The organism is Nocardia sp. bgisy134 (assembly GCF_965341865.1).
Lineage (GTDB): Bacteria > Actinomycetota > Actinomycetes > Mycobacteriales > Mycobacteriaceae > Nocardia.
Genome location: NZ_CBDQZP010000006.1, coordinates 249,286 through 265,671, shown reverse-complemented (window position 1 = coordinate 265,671; position 16,386 = coordinate 249,286). Strand labels below are relative to the sequence as shown.

The 16,386-nt window shown below is 67.4% G+C and carries 17 protein-coding genes; 13 read left to right on the top strand and 4 right to left on the bottom strand.

Going from position 1 to position 16,386, the window contains the following annotated elements; genetic code table 11:
* The first annotated feature begins 206 nt into the window (after positions 1–206).
* From ACRWNM_RS13875 to ACRWNM_RS13820, 12 genes are all read left to right on the top strand, one after another.
* Entirely contained in the window at positions 207–1,139 is a 933-nt protein-coding gene (locus ACRWNM_RS13875; RefSeq protein WP_431967308.1) for a Rossmann-like and DUF2520 domain-containing protein, read from the top strand.
* 47 nt (positions 1,140–1,186) lie between these two features.
* Complete coding sequence (gene panC, locus ACRWNM_RS13870) at positions 1,187–2,137, top strand: pantoate--beta-alanine ligase (protein WP_431967306.1); 951 nt, start codon at positions 1,187–1,189, stop codon at positions 2,135–2,137.
* Positions 2,138–2,153: 16 nt separating this feature from the next.
* Positions 2,154–2,615 (top strand): aspartate 1-decarboxylase, encoded by a 462-nt coding sequence (panD, locus tag ACRWNM_RS13865; RefSeq protein ID WP_431967304.1) that lies wholly within the window; start codon positions 2,154–2,156, stop codon positions 2,613–2,615.
* 29 nt (positions 2,616–2,644) lie between these two features.
* Positions 2,645–3,439 (top strand): type III pantothenate kinase, encoded by a 795-nt coding sequence (locus ACRWNM_RS13860; protein WP_431967302.1) that lies wholly within the window; start codon positions 2,645–2,647, stop codon positions 3,437–3,439.
* A gap of 190 nt (positions 3,440–3,629) precedes the next feature.
* Positions 3,630–4,226, top strand: coding sequence for a cysteine dioxygenase (locus ACRWNM_RS13855; RefSeq protein WP_431967300.1), 597 nt, complete (start codon positions 3,630–3,632; stop codon positions 4,224–4,226).
* A gap of 85 nt (positions 4,227–4,311) precedes the next feature.
* Positions 4,312–4,734 (top strand): rhodanese-like domain-containing protein, encoded by a 423-nt coding sequence (locus ACRWNM_RS13850; protein WP_431967445.1) that lies wholly within the window; start codon positions 4,312–4,314, stop codon positions 4,732–4,734.
* A gap of 298 nt (positions 4,735–5,032) precedes the next feature.
* Entirely contained in the window at positions 5,033–6,538 is a 1,506-nt protein-coding gene (gene lysS, locus ACRWNM_RS13845; protein ID WP_431967443.1) for a lysine--tRNA ligase, read from the top strand.
* Between the two features lie 154 nt (positions 6,539–6,692).
* A complete protein-coding gene (locus ACRWNM_RS13840; protein ID WP_357461563.1) occupies positions 6,693–7,052 on the top strand; it encodes a histone-like nucleoid-structuring protein Lsr2 in 360 nt (119 codons plus the stop codon).
* A gap of 292 nt (positions 7,053–7,344) precedes the next feature.
* Positions 7,345–7,968, top strand: a complete 624-nt coding sequence (locus ACRWNM_RS13835; RefSeq protein ID WP_431967297.1) for an FHA domain-containing protein — start codon at positions 7,345–7,347, stop codon at positions 7,966–7,968.
* Positions 7,969–8,103: 135 nt separating this feature from the next.
* Positions 8,104–8,685 carry a DUF1772 domain-containing protein gene (locus ACRWNM_RS13830; RefSeq protein WP_431967295.1) on the top strand — a complete coding sequence of 194 codons (582 nt, stop codon included), beginning with the start codon at positions 8,104–8,106 and terminating at the stop codon, positions 8,683–8,685.
* Positions 8,686–8,790: 105 nt separating this feature from the next.
* Positions 8,791–9,735, top strand: a complete 945-nt coding sequence (locus tag ACRWNM_RS13825; RefSeq protein ID WP_431967293.1) for an esterase/lipase family protein — start codon at positions 8,791–8,793, stop codon at positions 9,733–9,735.
* A 668-nt stretch (positions 9,736–10,403) separates the two neighbouring features.
* Positions 10,404–12,962 (top strand): ATP-dependent Clp protease ATP-binding subunit, encoded by a 2,559-nt coding sequence (locus tag ACRWNM_RS13820; RefSeq protein ID WP_431967291.1) that lies wholly within the window; start codon positions 10,404–10,406, stop codon positions 12,960–12,962.
* A 64-nt stretch (positions 12,963–13,026) separates the two neighbouring features.
* Here ACRWNM_RS13820 and ACRWNM_RS13815 read toward each other — a convergent pair whose 3' ends face one another.
* The 3 genes from ACRWNM_RS13815 to ACRWNM_RS13805 form a co-directional block, all read right to left on the bottom strand.
* The gene (locus ACRWNM_RS13815; RefSeq protein ID WP_431967289.1) at positions 13,027–13,494 is read right to left on the bottom strand and encodes a YfbM family protein; all 468 of its coding nucleotides are present in this window, start codon (positions 13,492–13,494) and stop codon (positions 13,027–13,029) included.
* Positions 13,495–13,679: 185 nt separating this feature from the next.
* Entirely contained in the window at positions 13,680–14,486 is an 807-nt protein-coding gene (locus ACRWNM_RS13810; protein WP_431967287.1) for an LLM class flavin-dependent oxidoreductase, read from the bottom strand.
* An 11-nt stretch (positions 14,487–14,497) separates the two neighbouring features.
* Positions 14,498–14,752 carry a hypothetical protein gene (locus ACRWNM_RS13805; protein WP_431967285.1) on the bottom strand — a complete coding sequence of 85 codons (255 nt, stop codon included), beginning with the start codon at positions 14,750–14,752 and terminating at the stop codon, positions 14,498–14,500.
* A 305-nt stretch (positions 14,753–15,057) separates the two neighbouring features.
* Here ACRWNM_RS13805 and ACRWNM_RS13800 point away from each other — a divergent pair, with 305 nt between their 5' ends.
* The gene (locus tag ACRWNM_RS13800; protein ID WP_431967283.1) at positions 15,058–15,675 is read left to right on the top strand and encodes a TetR/AcrR family transcriptional regulator; all 618 of its coding nucleotides are present in this window, start codon (positions 15,058–15,060) and stop codon (positions 15,673–15,675) included.
* A gap of 33 nt (positions 15,676–15,708) precedes the next feature.
* Here the strand turns inward: ACRWNM_RS13800 and ACRWNM_RS13795 are convergent, their stop codons facing one another.
* Positions 15,709–16,371 (bottom strand): response regulator transcription factor, encoded by a 663-nt coding sequence (locus ACRWNM_RS13795; RefSeq protein ID WP_431967281.1) that lies wholly within the window; start codon positions 16,369–16,371, stop codon positions 15,709–15,711.
* Positions 16,372–16,386 lie beyond the last annotated feature (15 nt).

The window sequence follows — 16,386 nt, the reverse complement described above, 5'->3', positions numbered from 1 at the left end:
CAGGCCGACCCCCGGACTCCCAGCCACCCCCAGGGCGAGTCTTACGAACCCGCGCGCGCCAGCGCGCCAAAGACACTGTTCTTCAAATCACGGTCGGGGGGCATGGCATCGGCAAACTTCGGGCCGATATCCTCGGGTCGTAACGTCTGGTACCCGCGGCGCGGGACTGGAACGACATCGAGAGGACAGTGTTGACCTCGAGAAGTGTGACTTCTGACAACGCGGCTTCGGGCTTCGACCCTGCGCCCGCACGCCTGACGGTGGGAATCGTCTCGGCGGGACGAGTGGGTTCCGCGCTCGGCGCCGCGCTCGAGCGAGCCGGGCACGTCGTATTCGGCGTCTCGGCCATTTCCGATGCCTCCAAGCATCGTGCCCGGCTCCGGCTGCCCGATTCGGAGATCCTGCCGGTCGAGGAGGTCGCCGCGCGCAGTGAGCTGTTGCTGCTGGCGGTGCCCGATACCGAGCTGGCGGGGCTGGCGCGCGGTCTGGCGTCCGCGGGCGTGGTGCGGCGCGGCACCATCGTGGCGCACACGTCGGGCGCGAACGGCGTCGGCGTGCTCGCGCCCTTGGCCGAGGTCGGCGCGCTGCCGCTGGCGATCCACCCCGCGATGACCTTCACCGGCCACGACGAGGACATCAGCAGGCTGGGCAATGCCTGCTTCGGCATCACCGCCGCCGACGACATCGGCTATGCGATCGCGCAGTCGCTGGTGATCGAGATGGGCGGCGAGCCGGTGCGCGTGTCGGAGGAGCACCGGGCGCTCTATCACGCGGCGCTCGCGCACGGCAGCAATCATCTGGTGACGGTCGTGCTCGACGCGGTGGACGCGTTGCGCGAGGCACTGTCCGGTCCCGGTCTGCTCGGGCAGCAGATCGTGGACGACCAGCCGAACGGCTTGGCCGAGCGGCTGCTCGCCCCGCTCGCGTCGGCGGCGCTGGACAACGCGCTGCGCCGCGGCCAGGCCGCGCTGACCGGCCCGGTGGCGCGCGGTGACGCCGAGGCCGTCGCGGCCCACCTCGACGCCATTGCCGCCGTGGACGGCAGGCTCGCCGCCGGGTATCGCGCCATGTCGCTGCGCACCGCCGAACGAGCCAAAACCAATCCCGCCCTGATCGAGCTTCTGGAAGGACGCCGTTGATGGATCCGAAGTTGCCCGGCGCGAGCGACGGGCCCGGAGGAGGCAGCATGCGTAACCACGGAGGGCCCCGGGAGCGCCGAATCGAGCAGAGCGCCTACCGGGCCGGCGAACTGACCGTGCACCACGACCCGAGCGTGGTCGCCGCGGTGGCGAAGGCGTTGCGCGGCGTCGGCCGCACCGTCGGTCTCGTGCCGACCATGGGCGCGCTGCACGAGGGACACCTGGAGATCGTGCGCCGCGCGAAGCGGACCAATCAGGTGGTGATCGTCTCCGTCTTCGTGAACCCGCTGCAGTTCGCCGCGAACGAGGACCTGGACAAGTACCCGCGCACCCTGGACGCCGACGTGGAGCTGCTGCGCGCCGAGGGCGTCGACCTGGTGTTCGCCCCGAGCGCGTCGGACATGTACCCCGACGGTCCGCGCACCACGGTGCAGCCCGGCCCGGTCGGCGCGGAGCTGGAGGGCGCGAGCCGCCCGACGCATTTCGCCGGCATGCTCACCGTGGTGGCCAAGCTGCTGCAGATCGCGCGGCCGAGCGAGGCGTTCTTCGGCGAGAAGGACTACCAGCAGCTCACGCTGATCCGGCAGATGGTGCGCGACTTGAACTTCGACGTGAAGATCGTCGCGGTGCCGACCGTGCGCGAGCAGGACGGTCTCGCGCTCTCCTCGCGTAATCGCTATCTCGATCCGGCGCAGCGCGAGGCCGCGCTCGCCCTCTCCGCGGCGCTGTCGGCGGGCAGGCACGCGGGCGGCCTGGGCGCCGAGGGCGTGGTGGCCGCCGCCCGCGCCGTGCTCGATGCCGTGCCCGGCGTCGACGTCGACTACCTCGAGGTGCGTTCCTCGACCCTCGGCCCGGCCCCTGTCTCCGGCAATGCCCGGTTGCTGGTGGCCGCCAAGGTCGGCGCCACCCGGCTGATCGACAACGTCGCCGTCACCCTCGGCGCCCCGATCGACGGCCACCCCACTCTCGCATCCCAGCCGGAACCGGCAGCTTTCTAGAAAGGCGACGACGAAGATGTTGCGCACCATGATGAAGTCCAAGATCCACCGCGCCACCGTGACCCACGCCGACCTGCACTACGTCGGCTCGGTGACGGTGGACCAGGATCTGCTGGACGCCGCCGATCTGCTCGAGGGCGAGCAGGTCTGCATCGTCGACATCGACAACGGCGCCCGCCTGGAGACCTACGTGATCGCGGGTGAGCGCGGTTCCGGCGTCATCGGCATCAACGGCGCCGCCGCGCACCTGGTCCACCCCGGCGACCTGGTGATCCTGATCGCCTACGGGATGATGGACGAAAAGGAGATCGCCGAATACGACCCCAAGGTCGTCTTCGTCGACGAGCGCAACCGCCCGATCGAGCTCGGCTCCGATCCGGCGCACGCCCCTGAGGGCTCCGGCCTCACCTCGCCACGCTCGCTGCGCTCACCCGCCCCGCCGGCTTCGCCGGCTGCCATCCCCGTGGTTTTCGCCTGACGGCGCCGAATTCGAAAGTCGGGTGAGCAATGCTGCTGACCATCGACGTCCGCAACACCAGCATCGAGCTCGGCCTGTTCTCCGGCAGCGGCTCGCACGCCAAGCTGGCGCGGCACTGGCGGATGCACACCAATCCACTGCTGACCGCGGACGAGTTCGCCATGCAGGTGCGCGGACTCGTCGGCGCCCAGCTGGACGAGGTGATCGGCGTCGCGGCACTGTCGACGGTGCCGCCGGTGCTGCACGAACTGCGCGCCATGCTGGAGCGGTACTGGTCGCACGTGCCGAACGTGGTCGTGGAACCCGGTGTGCGGACGGGCATTCCGCTGCTGGTGGACAATCCGAAGGAGATCGGCGCGGACCGGATCGTGAACGCGCTCGCCGCCCAGCAGCGCTTCGGCTCGGCCGCGATCGTGGTCGATTTCGGCACCGCGACCACCGTGGACCTGGTCTCCGCCAAGGGCGAGTTCCTCGGCGGCGTCATCGCGCCGGGCGTCGCCATCTCCAGTGAAGCGCTCATCGAGCGAGCCGCGCTGCGCCGCGTCGAGCTGGCGCGCCCGCGTTCGGTGGTCGGCAAGAACACCGTGGAGGCGATCCAGTCCGGTGCGGTATTCGGATTCGCCGGGCTGGTGGACGGTCTGATCGACCGGATCCGCGACGAACTCGACGCCTTCGCGGGCGACGATGTGGCCGTGGTCGCCACCGGCATCAGCGCGCCGTTGATCGTGCCGGAATCGGAGACGATCGAACACCACGAGCCGCACCTGACGCTGACCGGCCTGCGCCTGGTCTACGAACGCAACCAGCAGCGCCGCAAATCCTGATCGCGGAACCCGGGGTGGGGTGTGGATCACCCCGGGAGGGACTGTTGCTCCCGCGAACACCGCTGCTAGACTCGCCGACGTGTCTTTCCGTGTGAGCACCCAGGAGTGTTGTCGAGGCTGATTCCGGCCTCGACCGATCGAGGCCGACCGCGAGTCCCTCGACCGATCCCCACCTCCTGGAGATGCGCTCATGCGTTCCTCTGTTCTTTCCCTTACGTCAGCACGTGACAGCCTGTCGGCCCGGCCGCCGGTGGATCGCGCAGTTGCGCCCGCACTCCCGACCCGGCTTCGCCCCGCCGATCTGCTCCGGCTGACCGACGAGGGCGCCGAGGACGTGCTCGCGGGCCGCTACGACCATCTGCTGCCCACGGGCGGCGTCTGGCCCGCCGACGAGCGCTGGGCGACCCGGCTGCTCTCCGACGACGAGGTCGACGTCTGGCTGATCAGCTGGACGCCGGACAAGTCCACCGAATTGCACGATCACGCCGGATCGCTGGGCGCGCTCACCGTGCTCAGTGGCGCTCTCTCGGAATTCCGTTGGAATGGAACGGAATTGCGCAGCCGCACGCTGACCGCGGGCGATCAGGCTTCTTTCCCCATCGGCTGGGTGCACGACGTGATGCGCGCACCGGCCGCCGCGGAATCCGCGGGCCCGCTCGACCCGACGCTGAGCGTGCACGCGTATTCCCCGCCGCTGACCGCCATGTCCTACTACGAGGTGACCGGCCACGGCACCCTGCGGCGCACCCGAACCGTCCTCACCGACCAGCCCGAAGGTGATATCTGATGAGCGAACGAAGTGAGCGAACCATGAGTCAGCGCGCCTTGCGCATGCCGGAACCGAGCGCCAGCGAGGTGCAGGCATGAGCAGTTTGACCATCGATCAGATGCTCGACAACGCGCGTGCTCAACTCGACAGGATCTACGCGTTCGAATTGCCCGCGGCGCTCGCCAGGGGCGCCATTCTGGTGGACATCCGTCCGCAGGCGCAGCGGGGCCGGGAGGGAACGCTGCCCGGCGCCTTGGTGATCGAACGGAATGTGCTGGAATGGCGGCTCGATCCGACCAGTTCGGCGCGTTTGGCACTGGCCGCGGATCACGATGTGGAATGGATCGTCGTCTGCTCCGAGGGTTACACCTCCAGCCTGGCCGCCGCCTCGCTGCAACAACTCGGGCTACACAGGGCCACCGATCTGATCGGCGGTTACCAGGCGCTCAAGGCGGCGGGCCTGCTCACCATTGCCAGCCGGGCGCCGCACTTCGCTCGTGAGGTCACCTCGCTCGCCTCGTTGTAATTCACCGCGCGATTCCTTCTATCTCGAAATAGGAGGTAGCGCAATCGGTTTCGGTTTTCCGGCGGCTTTCGTTCCGAAGGCGGCCCGCTGAAACGCGCCCGGGGTGCGTGCCGAAAACCGATGCCGATTCGTTACTATCGGGCGGAGCCCGGGCAGGCCGCAAAACGATTTCCGGTGCACGCTAGGGTTGTCCGATGTGAGCACCCCGAACACGCCCTCGTCCGGTCGCTCCGCGGGTTCGGTTCCTGCGGCGCAAACCAGCCGTCCCGCCCCGGAAGCAGACGACGTTCCGGAACAGATGCGGATTCGCAGGGAGAAGCGTGAGCGGCTGCTCGCGAGCGGCGTCGAGGCGTACCCCGTGGTCGTCGCGCGGACGCACACACTGGCCGATATTCGGGCCGCCTTTCCCGATCTGCCCGCCGACACCCAGACCGGTCAGCAGGCCGGCGTCGTGGGGCGCGTCATTTTCCTGCGCAATACCGGCAAGCTGTGTTTCGCCACGCTGCAGGAGGGCGACGGCACCAAGCTGCAAGCCATGATCAGCCTCAACGGCGTCGGAGCGGACGCGCTGGCGGCCTGGAAGGCCGATGTCGACCTCGGTGACTTCGTTTTCGTGCACGGTGAGGTCATCGCCTCGCGCACGGGCGAATTGAGCGTTATGGCCGATTCCTGGTCCATGTCGGCGAAGGCGCTGCGGCCGTTGCCGGTGGCGCACAAGGAGATGAACGAGGAGTCGAGGGTCCGGCAGCGCTATGTCGACCTGATCGTGCGTCCCGAGGCCAGGGAGATGGCCCGCACCAGGGTCGCTGTGGTGCGTGCGCTGCGCGCCGCGCTGGAACGCCGCGGGTTCCTCGAGGTGGAGACGCCGATGCTGCAGACGCTGCACGGCGGCGCGGCGGCCCGGCCGTTCGTCACCCGTTCCAATGCCCTCGATATGGACCTCTACCTGCGCATTGCGCCGGAACTGTTCCTGAAGCGCTGCGTGGTCGGCGGTTTGGAGAAGGTCTTCGAGGTCAACCGGAACTTCCGCAACGAAGGCGCCGACTCCACGCATTCGCCGGAGTTCGCAATGTTGGAAACGTATGAGGCCTATGGCACCTACGACGACTCCGCGAAGATGATCCGGGAATTGGTGCAGGAAGTCGCGCAAGAGGCTTTCGGCACACAGGTGGTAACCCTCGCGGACGGTACCGAATACGATCTTCGGGGCGAGTGGGCAACCGTCGAGATGTACCCTTCGCTGTCCGATGCGCTCGGTGTCCGAGTCACCCCGGAAACTTCGGTCGAGGAATTGCTGGCACTCGCCGATCGGGTTGGACTGGAAATTCCGGAGGGCAAGGGCTACGGTCACGGCAAACTTGTCGAAGAACTGTGGGAGCACGAGTACGGCGACAAGCTCTATGCGCCGACATTCGTGCGTGACTTCCCGGTCGAGACCTCACCGCTGACTCGGCAGCACCGCAGCAAGCCCGGAGTTACCGAGAAGTGGGATCTGTATGTCCGTGGCTTCGAGTTGGCCACCGGCTATTCGGAGTTGGTGGATCCCGTGATCCAGCGCGAGCGGTTCGTGGATCAGGCGCGGCTGGCCGCGCAGGGCGACGACGAGGCAATGGCGCTGGACGAGGACTTCCTTGCCGCGATGGAGCACGGCATGCCGCCGACAACGGGAACCGGTATGGGAATCGATCGGTTGTTGATGGCACTGACGGGATTGGGAATCCGCGAAACGATACTGTTCCCAATTGTGCGTCCGGTCACTCAGCGAGGTGTGAGCGACCGGCGCGGAGACGGTGCCGGAGCGTAACCAGGCAGCGGCAGGCGAACACGCAAATCAAACAGAGTCGGGTTCGTTTCGATAGCCGAAGTCTCGTCTTGGAATTTTCCGAATTCGAGGTATTCTTGCCTCGGGTAATCGGCCTAGTATGCGGGTCGCACGATTTCGAGAGGACGTTCATCTCATGGCAAAGAAGGTCACCGTTAGCCTGATCGACGATGTCGACGGTGAGTCCATCGCGGACGAGACCATCGAGTTTGCGATCGACGGTGTGTCGTACGAGATCGACCTGTCGTCGGCAAATGCCGCGAAGCTGCGTGACGGGCTGGAGCAGTGGGTTTCCAGCGCGCGTCGGGTGAGCGGCCGCCGCCGCGTGAAGGCCGCCGCGGGCACCGCCGCCGCCCCGAAGAGCCGGGTCTCCATCGACCGGGAACAAAGTGCGGCAATTCGCGAGTGGGCGCGCCGGAATGGCCACAAGGTCTCCGCCCGCGGCCGTATCTCCGCCGACATCACCGACGCGTACAACAAGGCCGCGAAGGGCTAGTTCTTTTCCGACCGCTGCCGCCTGGGCGAATCGTGCGACGCCCGGGCGGCAGCAGCGTTTGTGATAGTTCTTCGATATGGGCGTTCCTTCGCATTCGCTCCGGCCATGCGCGAGGCTCGGGACGGACTTCGTCCGGCGGCGCCGGTCAGGCGCACCTTCGCATTCGCTCGGGCCGCGGGCGAGACGAGGATGTCGACTGGGTTGACGATCTTGCTCGTGATACCCGGACGGGGCACCATGGAAACGTGCGAAGGTCGTCACTGGCGGTATGGAGAGATGAGGTATCGGCGCAGTGACTGGATTCGTCGGATCATTGTTGCGATTCACCGATGATTCGGGCCGTCAGCAGGAGCTCTTGTTGAGCCCGGATCAGCAGCGCGTCACCATCGGCCGCTCACCGCAGGCCGATCTGGCGCTGCGCTGGGACGCCGAGGTGTCCCGGCTGCACGCGTCGATCGAATACTTGGGCGCGCACTGGACGATCGTCGACGACGGTCTTTCCCGTAACGGCACCTTCGTCAACGGGGAGCGCGTGGTCGGCAGGCGCCGGCTGATGGCCGGCGACAAGATCCGGGTGGGCACCTCGCTGGTCTCCTTCCACGATTTCGGCGCCGTCGCCGACGACGCCACCCGCACCTCCACCGGCTCGATTCCCACGCTCCGTTCGCTCACCGAGACCCAGCGCTCGGTGCTCGTCGCGCTGTGCCGTCCGTACAAGAACGGCACGGGCTTCGCGACCCCGGCCTCCAATCAGCAGATCGCCGAGGAACTGTTCCTGAGCGTCGACGCCATCAAGACCCACCTGCGCGCGCTGTTCGCCAAGTTCGGAGTGGAGAGCCTGCCGCAGAACCAGAAGCGGGTGCGGCTGGCGGCGCTGGCCATGCAGAGCGGCATCATCTCGGACCGGGATCTCTGAACCGCATCGCGCCCGTGGACGCCCGCTTAAGCAGCCGAGCGTCTCGAAGATGGAGCGGCGGGCCCGTTCACGGTTGACTTGTCCTCGACGCCGGACCGAACGACTCGGACCGGACTGTGAGGCAGGAGAAATCGAATGTTCGCGCTGAGAATAACCGCGCTGGTGGCGGCCGTGCTGGCGACGGGTCTGACCGCGGGTGTGTTCTACGCCTACGCCATCTCGGTGATGCCCGCGCTGAACCGCTCCGACGACCGGACCATCGTCGACCTGATGCAGAAGATCAACGTGGTCATCATCAATCCCTGGTTCATGATCGCGTTCCTCGGCGCCGTCGGATTCGCCATCCTCGCCGCGGTGCTGCACCTCGGCAAGGAGCACCGGGCGACCCTGGTCTGGATCGCGATCGCCGTGGTGCTCAACGTGATCGCCTTCGCGGTGACCGCAGGCTTCAACGTCCCGCTCAACGACCAGCTGGCCGCGGCGGGCGACCCGTCGCAGATCGCCGACATGGCCGCCGTCCGAGCCGACTACGAGTCCGCCTGGGTGCGCTACAACGTGATCCGCGCGGTCGTGCACACGCTGGCCTTCCTGGTGCTGTGCGGCGCGCTGTTCGCGGCGGGCGTCCAGCAGGGCAAGAGCGAAGCCGCGGGCTCGGACGACGCGCGGCGCGTCACCGCCTTCGCCGCGCCGGCCGCGGCGACGCACCGGCTCGGCTGATTCGCAGGCCGTAGGCGGGTTACGAAAGTTACCCGCCGGTATCGGCAGTAACTGGGACACGTCCTCGGTAGCTTCTTCTCAGCAACTTCCAGAATTGGAGGCTCCATGCGACGTGTTCCAGTTCCGTTCGTTGTTGTCTTCATGTTGGCCGCGCTGTGGATCAGCGCGGCCGGCTCCGCGAACGCCGATCGCTATCCAGTCGTCTACGACTTCTTCTCGGGCATCCCGGCCGAGCTGTCCCGCCCGGGCGGATCGCTGCCGGGCTCGAACAACTGGTCCTGCCGTCCGAATGCCCAGCACCCCAATCCGGTGGTCCTCGTGCACGGCACCGGCGGTGGGGCGCAGACGAATTGGGGCGTGTACGCGCCCTTGCTCGCCAACGAGGGCTACTGCGTGTACGCACTGACCTACGGTGCGCATCCCCTGCCATGGCCGATGTCCGCGGTCGGTGGTCTGCGGCCGATGGAGCAGAGCGGGCCCGAGCTCGCCGCCTTCGTCGACCGTGTGCTTGCCGCGACCGGTGCCGCGAAGGTGGACCTCATCGGCCACTCGCAGGGCAATTTCATCGGCAACTACTACATCAAGCGGCTCGGCGGCGCGAGCAAGGTGGACAAGCTGGTCGGCCTCGCGCCACCGTGGCTCGGGAGCAACGCGGCGGGTCTCGGCGACGCGGCCGCCTACGCCGCCCGCCTCGGCGTGACCGCGGCGTTCGACCTCGCGGTGGGCGCCTGGTGGTGCCAGGCCTGCGCCCAGGTCATCGCGGGCTCCCCATTCCTGAAATTGATGAACGCCGACGGCGTCTATCACCCCGCCGTCGACTACACGAATATCGCGACCCGGCTCGACCAGTCGGTCGTCCCGTACACGGCAGGCCTGGTTCCCGGGCCGAATGTCACCAATGTCGTGGTCCAGGACGGATGCGCCCAGGATTACTCCGAACACGCGGGGATCGCGGGCAGCCCGCGAGCGGCCAAATTCGTCCTGAACGCGCTCGACCCGTCCCACCCGCGGCAGGTGCCGTGCGAGTACGTCCCGCCGTTCACGGGCTAGGCGGTCTTTCGCCTTCGTTCCGGCCGCGCACGGTCTTGTCGTGCGTGCCTGCGCGCTCGCCTCGGCCACACGCTGGTTGACGAACGAACTTCGGCTCGGAGCGTTCGACGGGCGTGGGTGGTCCCGCTTCAGCTGTGGCTGGGTTGGTAGCCGGAGGTCCTCCGGTGATGCCCTGTCGGCGCCTCCGCCACGGCGGTGTCCGGTTCGAGCGCGGGACCCTCGCGATGCTGGTCGTGCGTCCGCCTACGGTCGGACAGGGTGGGGTTCGAGGGGCGGAAGACCGGTGGCGTTCGACGTGCGCGGCTTCGCTTTCGCCGAGGGCCGGGCTTCTCGGGAACACCGGGACGGATTCGGTCGTTTTCACTGCAACGGGCGTTCAAGGGCGACGACGGCCTTGGATCGGGGCGGCACCGGCGGGGTCTGCGACTGTTCGCTGTTGGCAAAACCGGATCGGAAACGAAACCCGCAACGCTCACGTTATGAGTGAATGACCGTGCTGTCGCTGGTCCCCAATAGGGTGGACTGGAGGCGGCGCGAACCCCCGCCAACTAGAGTGGATGGCGGGGGCCGCAAGCCCCGGGCTTCATGGCAGGCTGACGACCACAGGTTGCGCACAGCACTGAAGCGTCGGACGCCACTGAAGGTCTGAGCAGGAGAGTGAGGGAGCGATGTTCGAGAGGTTCACCGACCGCGCGAGGCGTGTCGTTGTCCTGGCCCAAGAAGAGGCCCGGATGCTCAACCACAACTACATCGGCACCGAGCACATCCTGCTTGGCCTCATCCACGAGGGCGAGGGTGTCGCGGCGAAGTCGCTGGAGTCTCTTGGCATCTCGCTGGAGGGTGTGCGCAGCCAGGTGGAGGAGATCATCGGCCAGGGTCAGCAGGCCCCGTCCGGTCACATCCCGTTCACCCCGCGCGCCAAGAAGGTGCTGGAGCTGAGCCTGCGTGAGGCGCTGCAGCTCGGCCACAACTACATCGGCACCGAGCACATCCTGCTCGGCCTCATCCGTGAGGGCGAGGGTGTCGCGGCGCAGGTGCTCGTCAAGCTCGGCGCCGACCTCAACCGGGTCCGCCAGCAGGTCATCCAGCTGCTGTCCGGGTACCAGGGCAAGGAGCCGGTAGAGTCCGGCTCCCGCGGCGAGGCCGGGACCCCGTCCACCTCGCTGGTGCTCGACCAGTTCGGCCGCAACCTGACCCAGGCCGCGCTGGAGGGCAAGCTCGACCCGGTCATCGGCCGCTCGAAGGAGATCGAGCGCGTCATGCAGGTGCTGAGCCGCCGCACCAAGAACAACCCGGTGCTGATCGGCGAGCCCGGCGTCGGCAAGACCGCCGTCGTCGAGGGCCTCGCGCAGGCGATCGTCAACGGCGAGGTGCCCGAGACGCTCAAGGACAAGCAGCTCTACACCCTCGACCTGGGTTCGCTGGTCGCGGGCAGCCGCTACCGCGGTGACTTCGAAGAGCGCCTGAAGAAGGTGCTCAAGGAGATCAACACCCGCGGCGACATCATCCTGTTCATCGACGAGCTGCACACGCTGGTCGGTGCGGGCGCGGCCGAGGGCGCCATCGACGCGGCCTCGATCCTGAAGCCGAAGCTGGCCCGCGGCGAGCTGCAGACCATCGGCGCCACCACGCTCGACGAGTACCGCAAGTACATCGAGAAGGACGCCGCCCTGGAGCGCCGGTTCCAGCCGGTCCAGGTGGGCGAGCCGACCGTCGAGCACACCATCAACATCCTCAAGGGTCTGCGCGACCGCTACGAGGCGCACCACCGGGTGTCCATCACCGACGGCGCGCTGGTCGCCGCCGCGACGCTGGCCGACCGCTACATCAACGACCGGTTCCTGCCGGACAAGGCGATCGACCTGATCGACGAGGCGGGCGCGCGGATGCGCATCCGCCGGATGACCGCGCCGCCGGACCTGCGCGAGTTCGACGACAAGATCGCCGACGCGCGCCGTGAGAAGGAATCCGCGATCGACGCGCAGGACTTCGAGAAGGCTGCGCGGCTGCGTGACAAGGAGAAGCAGCTCGTCGCCAAGCGCGCCGAGCGTGAGAAGCAGTGGCGTTCCGGTGATTTGGACGTCGTGGCCGAGGTCGACGACGAGCAGATCGCGGAGGTCCTCGCCAACTGGACCGGTATCCCGGTGTTCAAGCTCACCGAGGAGGAGACCACCCGTCTGCTCCGTATGGAGGACGAGCTGCACAAGCGGATCATCGGCCAGGAGGACGCCGTCAAGGCCGTCTCCAAGGCGATCCGCCGCACTCGTGCCGGCCTGAAGGATCCGAAGCGTCCGTCCGGCTCGTTCATCTTCGCCGGCCCGTCCGGTGTCGGTAAGACCGAGCTGTCCAAGGCGCTGGCGAACTTCCTGTTCGGCGACGACGACGCGCTCATCCAGATCGACATGGGCGAGTTCCACGACCGCTTCACCGCCTCGCGGCTCTTCGGTGCCCCTCCGGGCTACGTCGGCTACGAGGAGGGCGGCCAGCTCACCGAGAAGGTGCGCCGCAAGCCGTTCTCGGTCGTGCTGTTCGACGAGATCGAGAAGGCCCACCAGGAGATCTACAACACCCTGTTGCAGGTCCTGGAGGACGGCCGCCTCACCGACGGCCAGGGCCGGACCGTGGACTTCAAGAACACGGTGCTGATCTTCACCTCGAACCTCGGCACTTCGGACATCTCGAAGGCCGTGGGCCTGGGCTTCACCCAGTCCAACAACGAGGGTTCGAACTACGAGCGGATGAAGCTCAAGGTCAACGACGAGCTGAAGAAGCACTTCCGCCCCGAGTTCCTCAACCGCATCGACGACGTGATCGTCTTCCACCAGCTCACGACCGATCAGATCGTCGAGATGGTGGACCTGATGATCGGCCGCGTCGCCACGCAGCTGAAGAACAAGGACATGGCGATCGAGCTCACGGAGAAGGGCAAGAGCCTGCTCGCCAAGCGTGGCTTCGACCCCGTGCTCGGTGCCCGGCCGCTGCGCCGCACCATCCAGCGCGAGATCGAGGACCAGCTGTCGGAGAAGATCCTCTTCGGCGAGATCGGCCCAGGCCAAACGATCCTTGTGGATGTGGAAGGCTGGGACGGCGAGGGCTCCGGCGAGGACGCCAAGTTCACCTTCACCGGCAAGGCGAAGCTGACCAAGACGGCCGTCGAGGAGAAGCCCGAGGTCGTGCTGACCGGCGCGGGCGAGGGCAACGCCACCGAGGCCGCCTCCGGCGAGTAAGTAACGACGAGAAGGCCCGCCCCCAACGAATTCGTTGGGGGCGGGCCTTTTGCCGTGTTCTCGCTCAGCCGAAGTGCATGACCGCCGCGGAGCCCGACTTCGCGGCGTCGGCGAAGAAGGCGGCGAGAGTCGCGTAGTGGAACTGGAGATAGCCGAGTCCCGCGTCGCCGTCCCTGGTCCAGATGCGCGGGTAGATGTTCGCCTCGTCCATGGCGGCGGGATCGTAGTGCGCGGCGAGCGCGGTGAACGGTGTGGCCCGCAGCCGTTCGGCCGTCCGGCCGACCAACTCGGCGGGCCATCCGTAGTACTCCTCGTCCTCGTCGAGGGGCAGGCTGTCATCGCACAGATCAACCCCTGTCGCGGCCGCCTCGAGCAGGTAGCGCAGCCCGTCCCAGGCCTTGTCCAGATAGCCGCTGGGATCGCCGTCGGTCCGCTCGAGCTGCGAGAGCTCCTCCTGCGCTTGTGGACTCGCCACGATCAGGCAGCTCAATTGCTCGCTCGTGACCTTGGTGAACGACAGGATCACTCCCATTGCTTCCCCGCTCCCACGGAATTCGCCGGGGCCGCCGAATTCCGATCCGATTGTCTTCCTCGATGATCGAGACGGAATGTAATCGACTCGACCGACAGGTCTCGCCGGGAGACGGACGGGCCCGCAGAGTGCGACGCTTCGGACCGAGCCGATCGGGCGGCCCAGCGCCGTGTAGTGCACGCCGCCTATCGATCCGCGGCCGATGTGTCGCAGCGGTGCAGGTTCGGTGCGAAGTCTCGAGCGAGTTCGTCGGGGACCACGAGCTCGTCGATTCCGTACTTCTCCCTTCGATATTCGATCAGGTCGGCGGCTTCGGCCGGATCTTCCGGCAGCAGTGCGGCCGCGCCCGCGTCACGCAGTCCGTCGGTGGTGAGGCCGAGGTGTTTTTCGAGCCAGAACGGCACGCGGTCGCCGATGCCGAAGAGTTGGTGGGTGAAAGGGATGTCGCGGTCGGTGTTCTCGCGCACGACGCGCACCATCTCGGCCCATTCCGTTTCGGTGGCGCCGGGCTGGGTCGCGAGCACGATGCGGTCGGCGATCTGGGCCGCGGCGGCGAGCATGCGTGGACCGCTCGCCGCAACCACGATCTCCGGGGTGGGATCGACGGCCGCGCGGACCGCGGCGACCGCCTCGAGCAGCTGCTCGCGACGCCCCTGCGCGGAACCCCAAGGCATGCCGAGCCTCTCGGCCTCGCCCGCCGCATCCGGACGGCCCACGCCGATGCCGAGCTCGAAGCGTCCGTCCGAAAGCAGCTGTAGCGCAGCCACTTCTCGCACCAGCGCGGCACTGTGTCGCAGCGGGGCCGCCAGCACGTTGGGACGCAGCCGCACCGTGCCGGTGACCGCAGCGGCCGCCGCCAGCATCGGCAGCGGCGACGGCGTGTACAACGTGTCGGGCAGCAGAATCGTTCGGTAGCCCTGTTTTTCGGCCGCCCGCACCGCGTCGACCCACTGCGCACCCGAACGCGGGGTGACGATCATGCCGAACTTCATCACGTCGCCTTTCAGCGCCCGGTCTCGCGGAGTACGGCCAACCGCTCCCGATATTGCGCCTCGGTGACCTCACCGCGCGCGAAAGCGTCGCGCAGCACGCCGATTCCGGTGTGTCGGCGGAAGCGGTTGCGCGCCAGGAATATCAGGACGAGGAAGGTGAGCCAGAACAATAGCGGGAAGATCCAGAAGAACGGCCACGGATGCCAGCCGCCGTCATAATGGTCCGCCAGCAGAGTGAGTGCTTCCGATTGCGTGAAAAGAGTCATGCTCCGAGCGTGCGCGTCGTAACCCATCCGACACATCGGCCGCGCGTCCCTGATCCAGCTACGCCTGCCGACGTACTCCTCGACCCGGCAACCCCGAACAACTGGCGGTTTGCCGATATCCGCCGCTCATGAATTGCCCGACATTCACTGCGTGCGCATTACGCCCGACGCAGACGCCGAGTCACGCGGCACAGACGCGCCATGCCGCGTGACGTGGACGCTGAACCGCGCGCGTGTCAGCGGTGTGTGTGACGGCCCATGTTCACATATTTGACCGATCGGTCGCAATAGTAGGATCTCGAAACATGGCGCGCACCAAGGAATTCGACCCGGACGTCGTACTGGACCTCGCCATGGATCTGTTCTGGCAGCGCGGGTTCGAAGCCACCTCGATGGCAGATCTGGTGCAACATCTCGGCATAGCCAAGGCCAGCATCTACGCCGCCTTCGGCTGCAAACACGAACTGTTCACCAAGGCGCTGCAGCGCTATCTGGAACTGGCCGACGAACGGATCACCACCGCACTCTCGCAGCCGGGTCCTGCCCTGCCCGCCATCCGAGCGCTCATCGACCGCTTCGTCACCGAAGCCTGCGTCGAACACCGCTACCTGGGCTGTTTGGTGTCCAATACCGCCGTCGAACTCGCCGCCCGAGACCCCGATATCGCCGAACTGGTCGAATCCGGTTGGGCAAGCTGGGAAACCGCGTTCACCTCGGCGTTCACGCGCGCAGCCGAGCAAGGCGAACTGGCCGCCGACCGCGATCCACGTGCGCTGGCCCGCTTCCTCCTGGTCTTCCTCCAAGGCGTCTGGGTCCTCGAACGCACCCCCTACGCCCCCTCCCGCCTGCACGACGCCGCCCAAGTGGCAGCGGCGTTCCTGTGCGGTCACCCCAACACCACGTCCACGACCGGGCACTCATAGCGGGGCTGCCGCCCCGGGGCGGGCTGGGAGCGGTTACTGCCAGCCCGGGCGGACCAGGCCGGATTCGTAGGCCAGGACGACCAGCTGGGTGCGGTCGCGGGCGTTCAGTTTGGTGAGGATGCGGCTCACGTGAGTGCGGGCCGTTGCGGGGCTCATGAACAGGCGTTCGCCGATTTCGGCGTTGGTGAGGCCCTCGGCGACCAGGGTCATCACCTCGCGCTCGCGGTCGGTGAGTTCGTTCAGCGCGGCGGGCGGCGGTTGTTTGGCGTGCGCGGAGAATTCCGCGATCAGGCGGCGGGTGACGCCAGGGGAGAGCAGGGCGTCGCCAGCGGCCACCACGCGCACGGCTCGCAGCAGATCGGCGGGTTCGGTGTGTTTGACGAGGAAGCCGGTCGCGCCGGAACGCATCGCCTCGAAGACGTATTCGTCCAGCTCGAAGGTGGTCAGCACCACCACGCGGACCTCGGCGAGCTTGGGGTCCTCGGCGATCATCCTGGTCGCGCACAGTCCGTCGAGCACGGGCATGCGGATGTCCATCAGCACCACGTCCGGCCGGAGCGCGCGGGTCATGCGCACCGCCTGCTCGCCGTTGTCGGCCTCGCCGACCACCTCGATGTCGTCCTGCGCGTTCAACAGCGCGACGAAGCCGCCGCGCACCAGCGCCTGATCGTCGGCGACCAGCACCCGAATGCTCATCGTGCCTCCCATCGC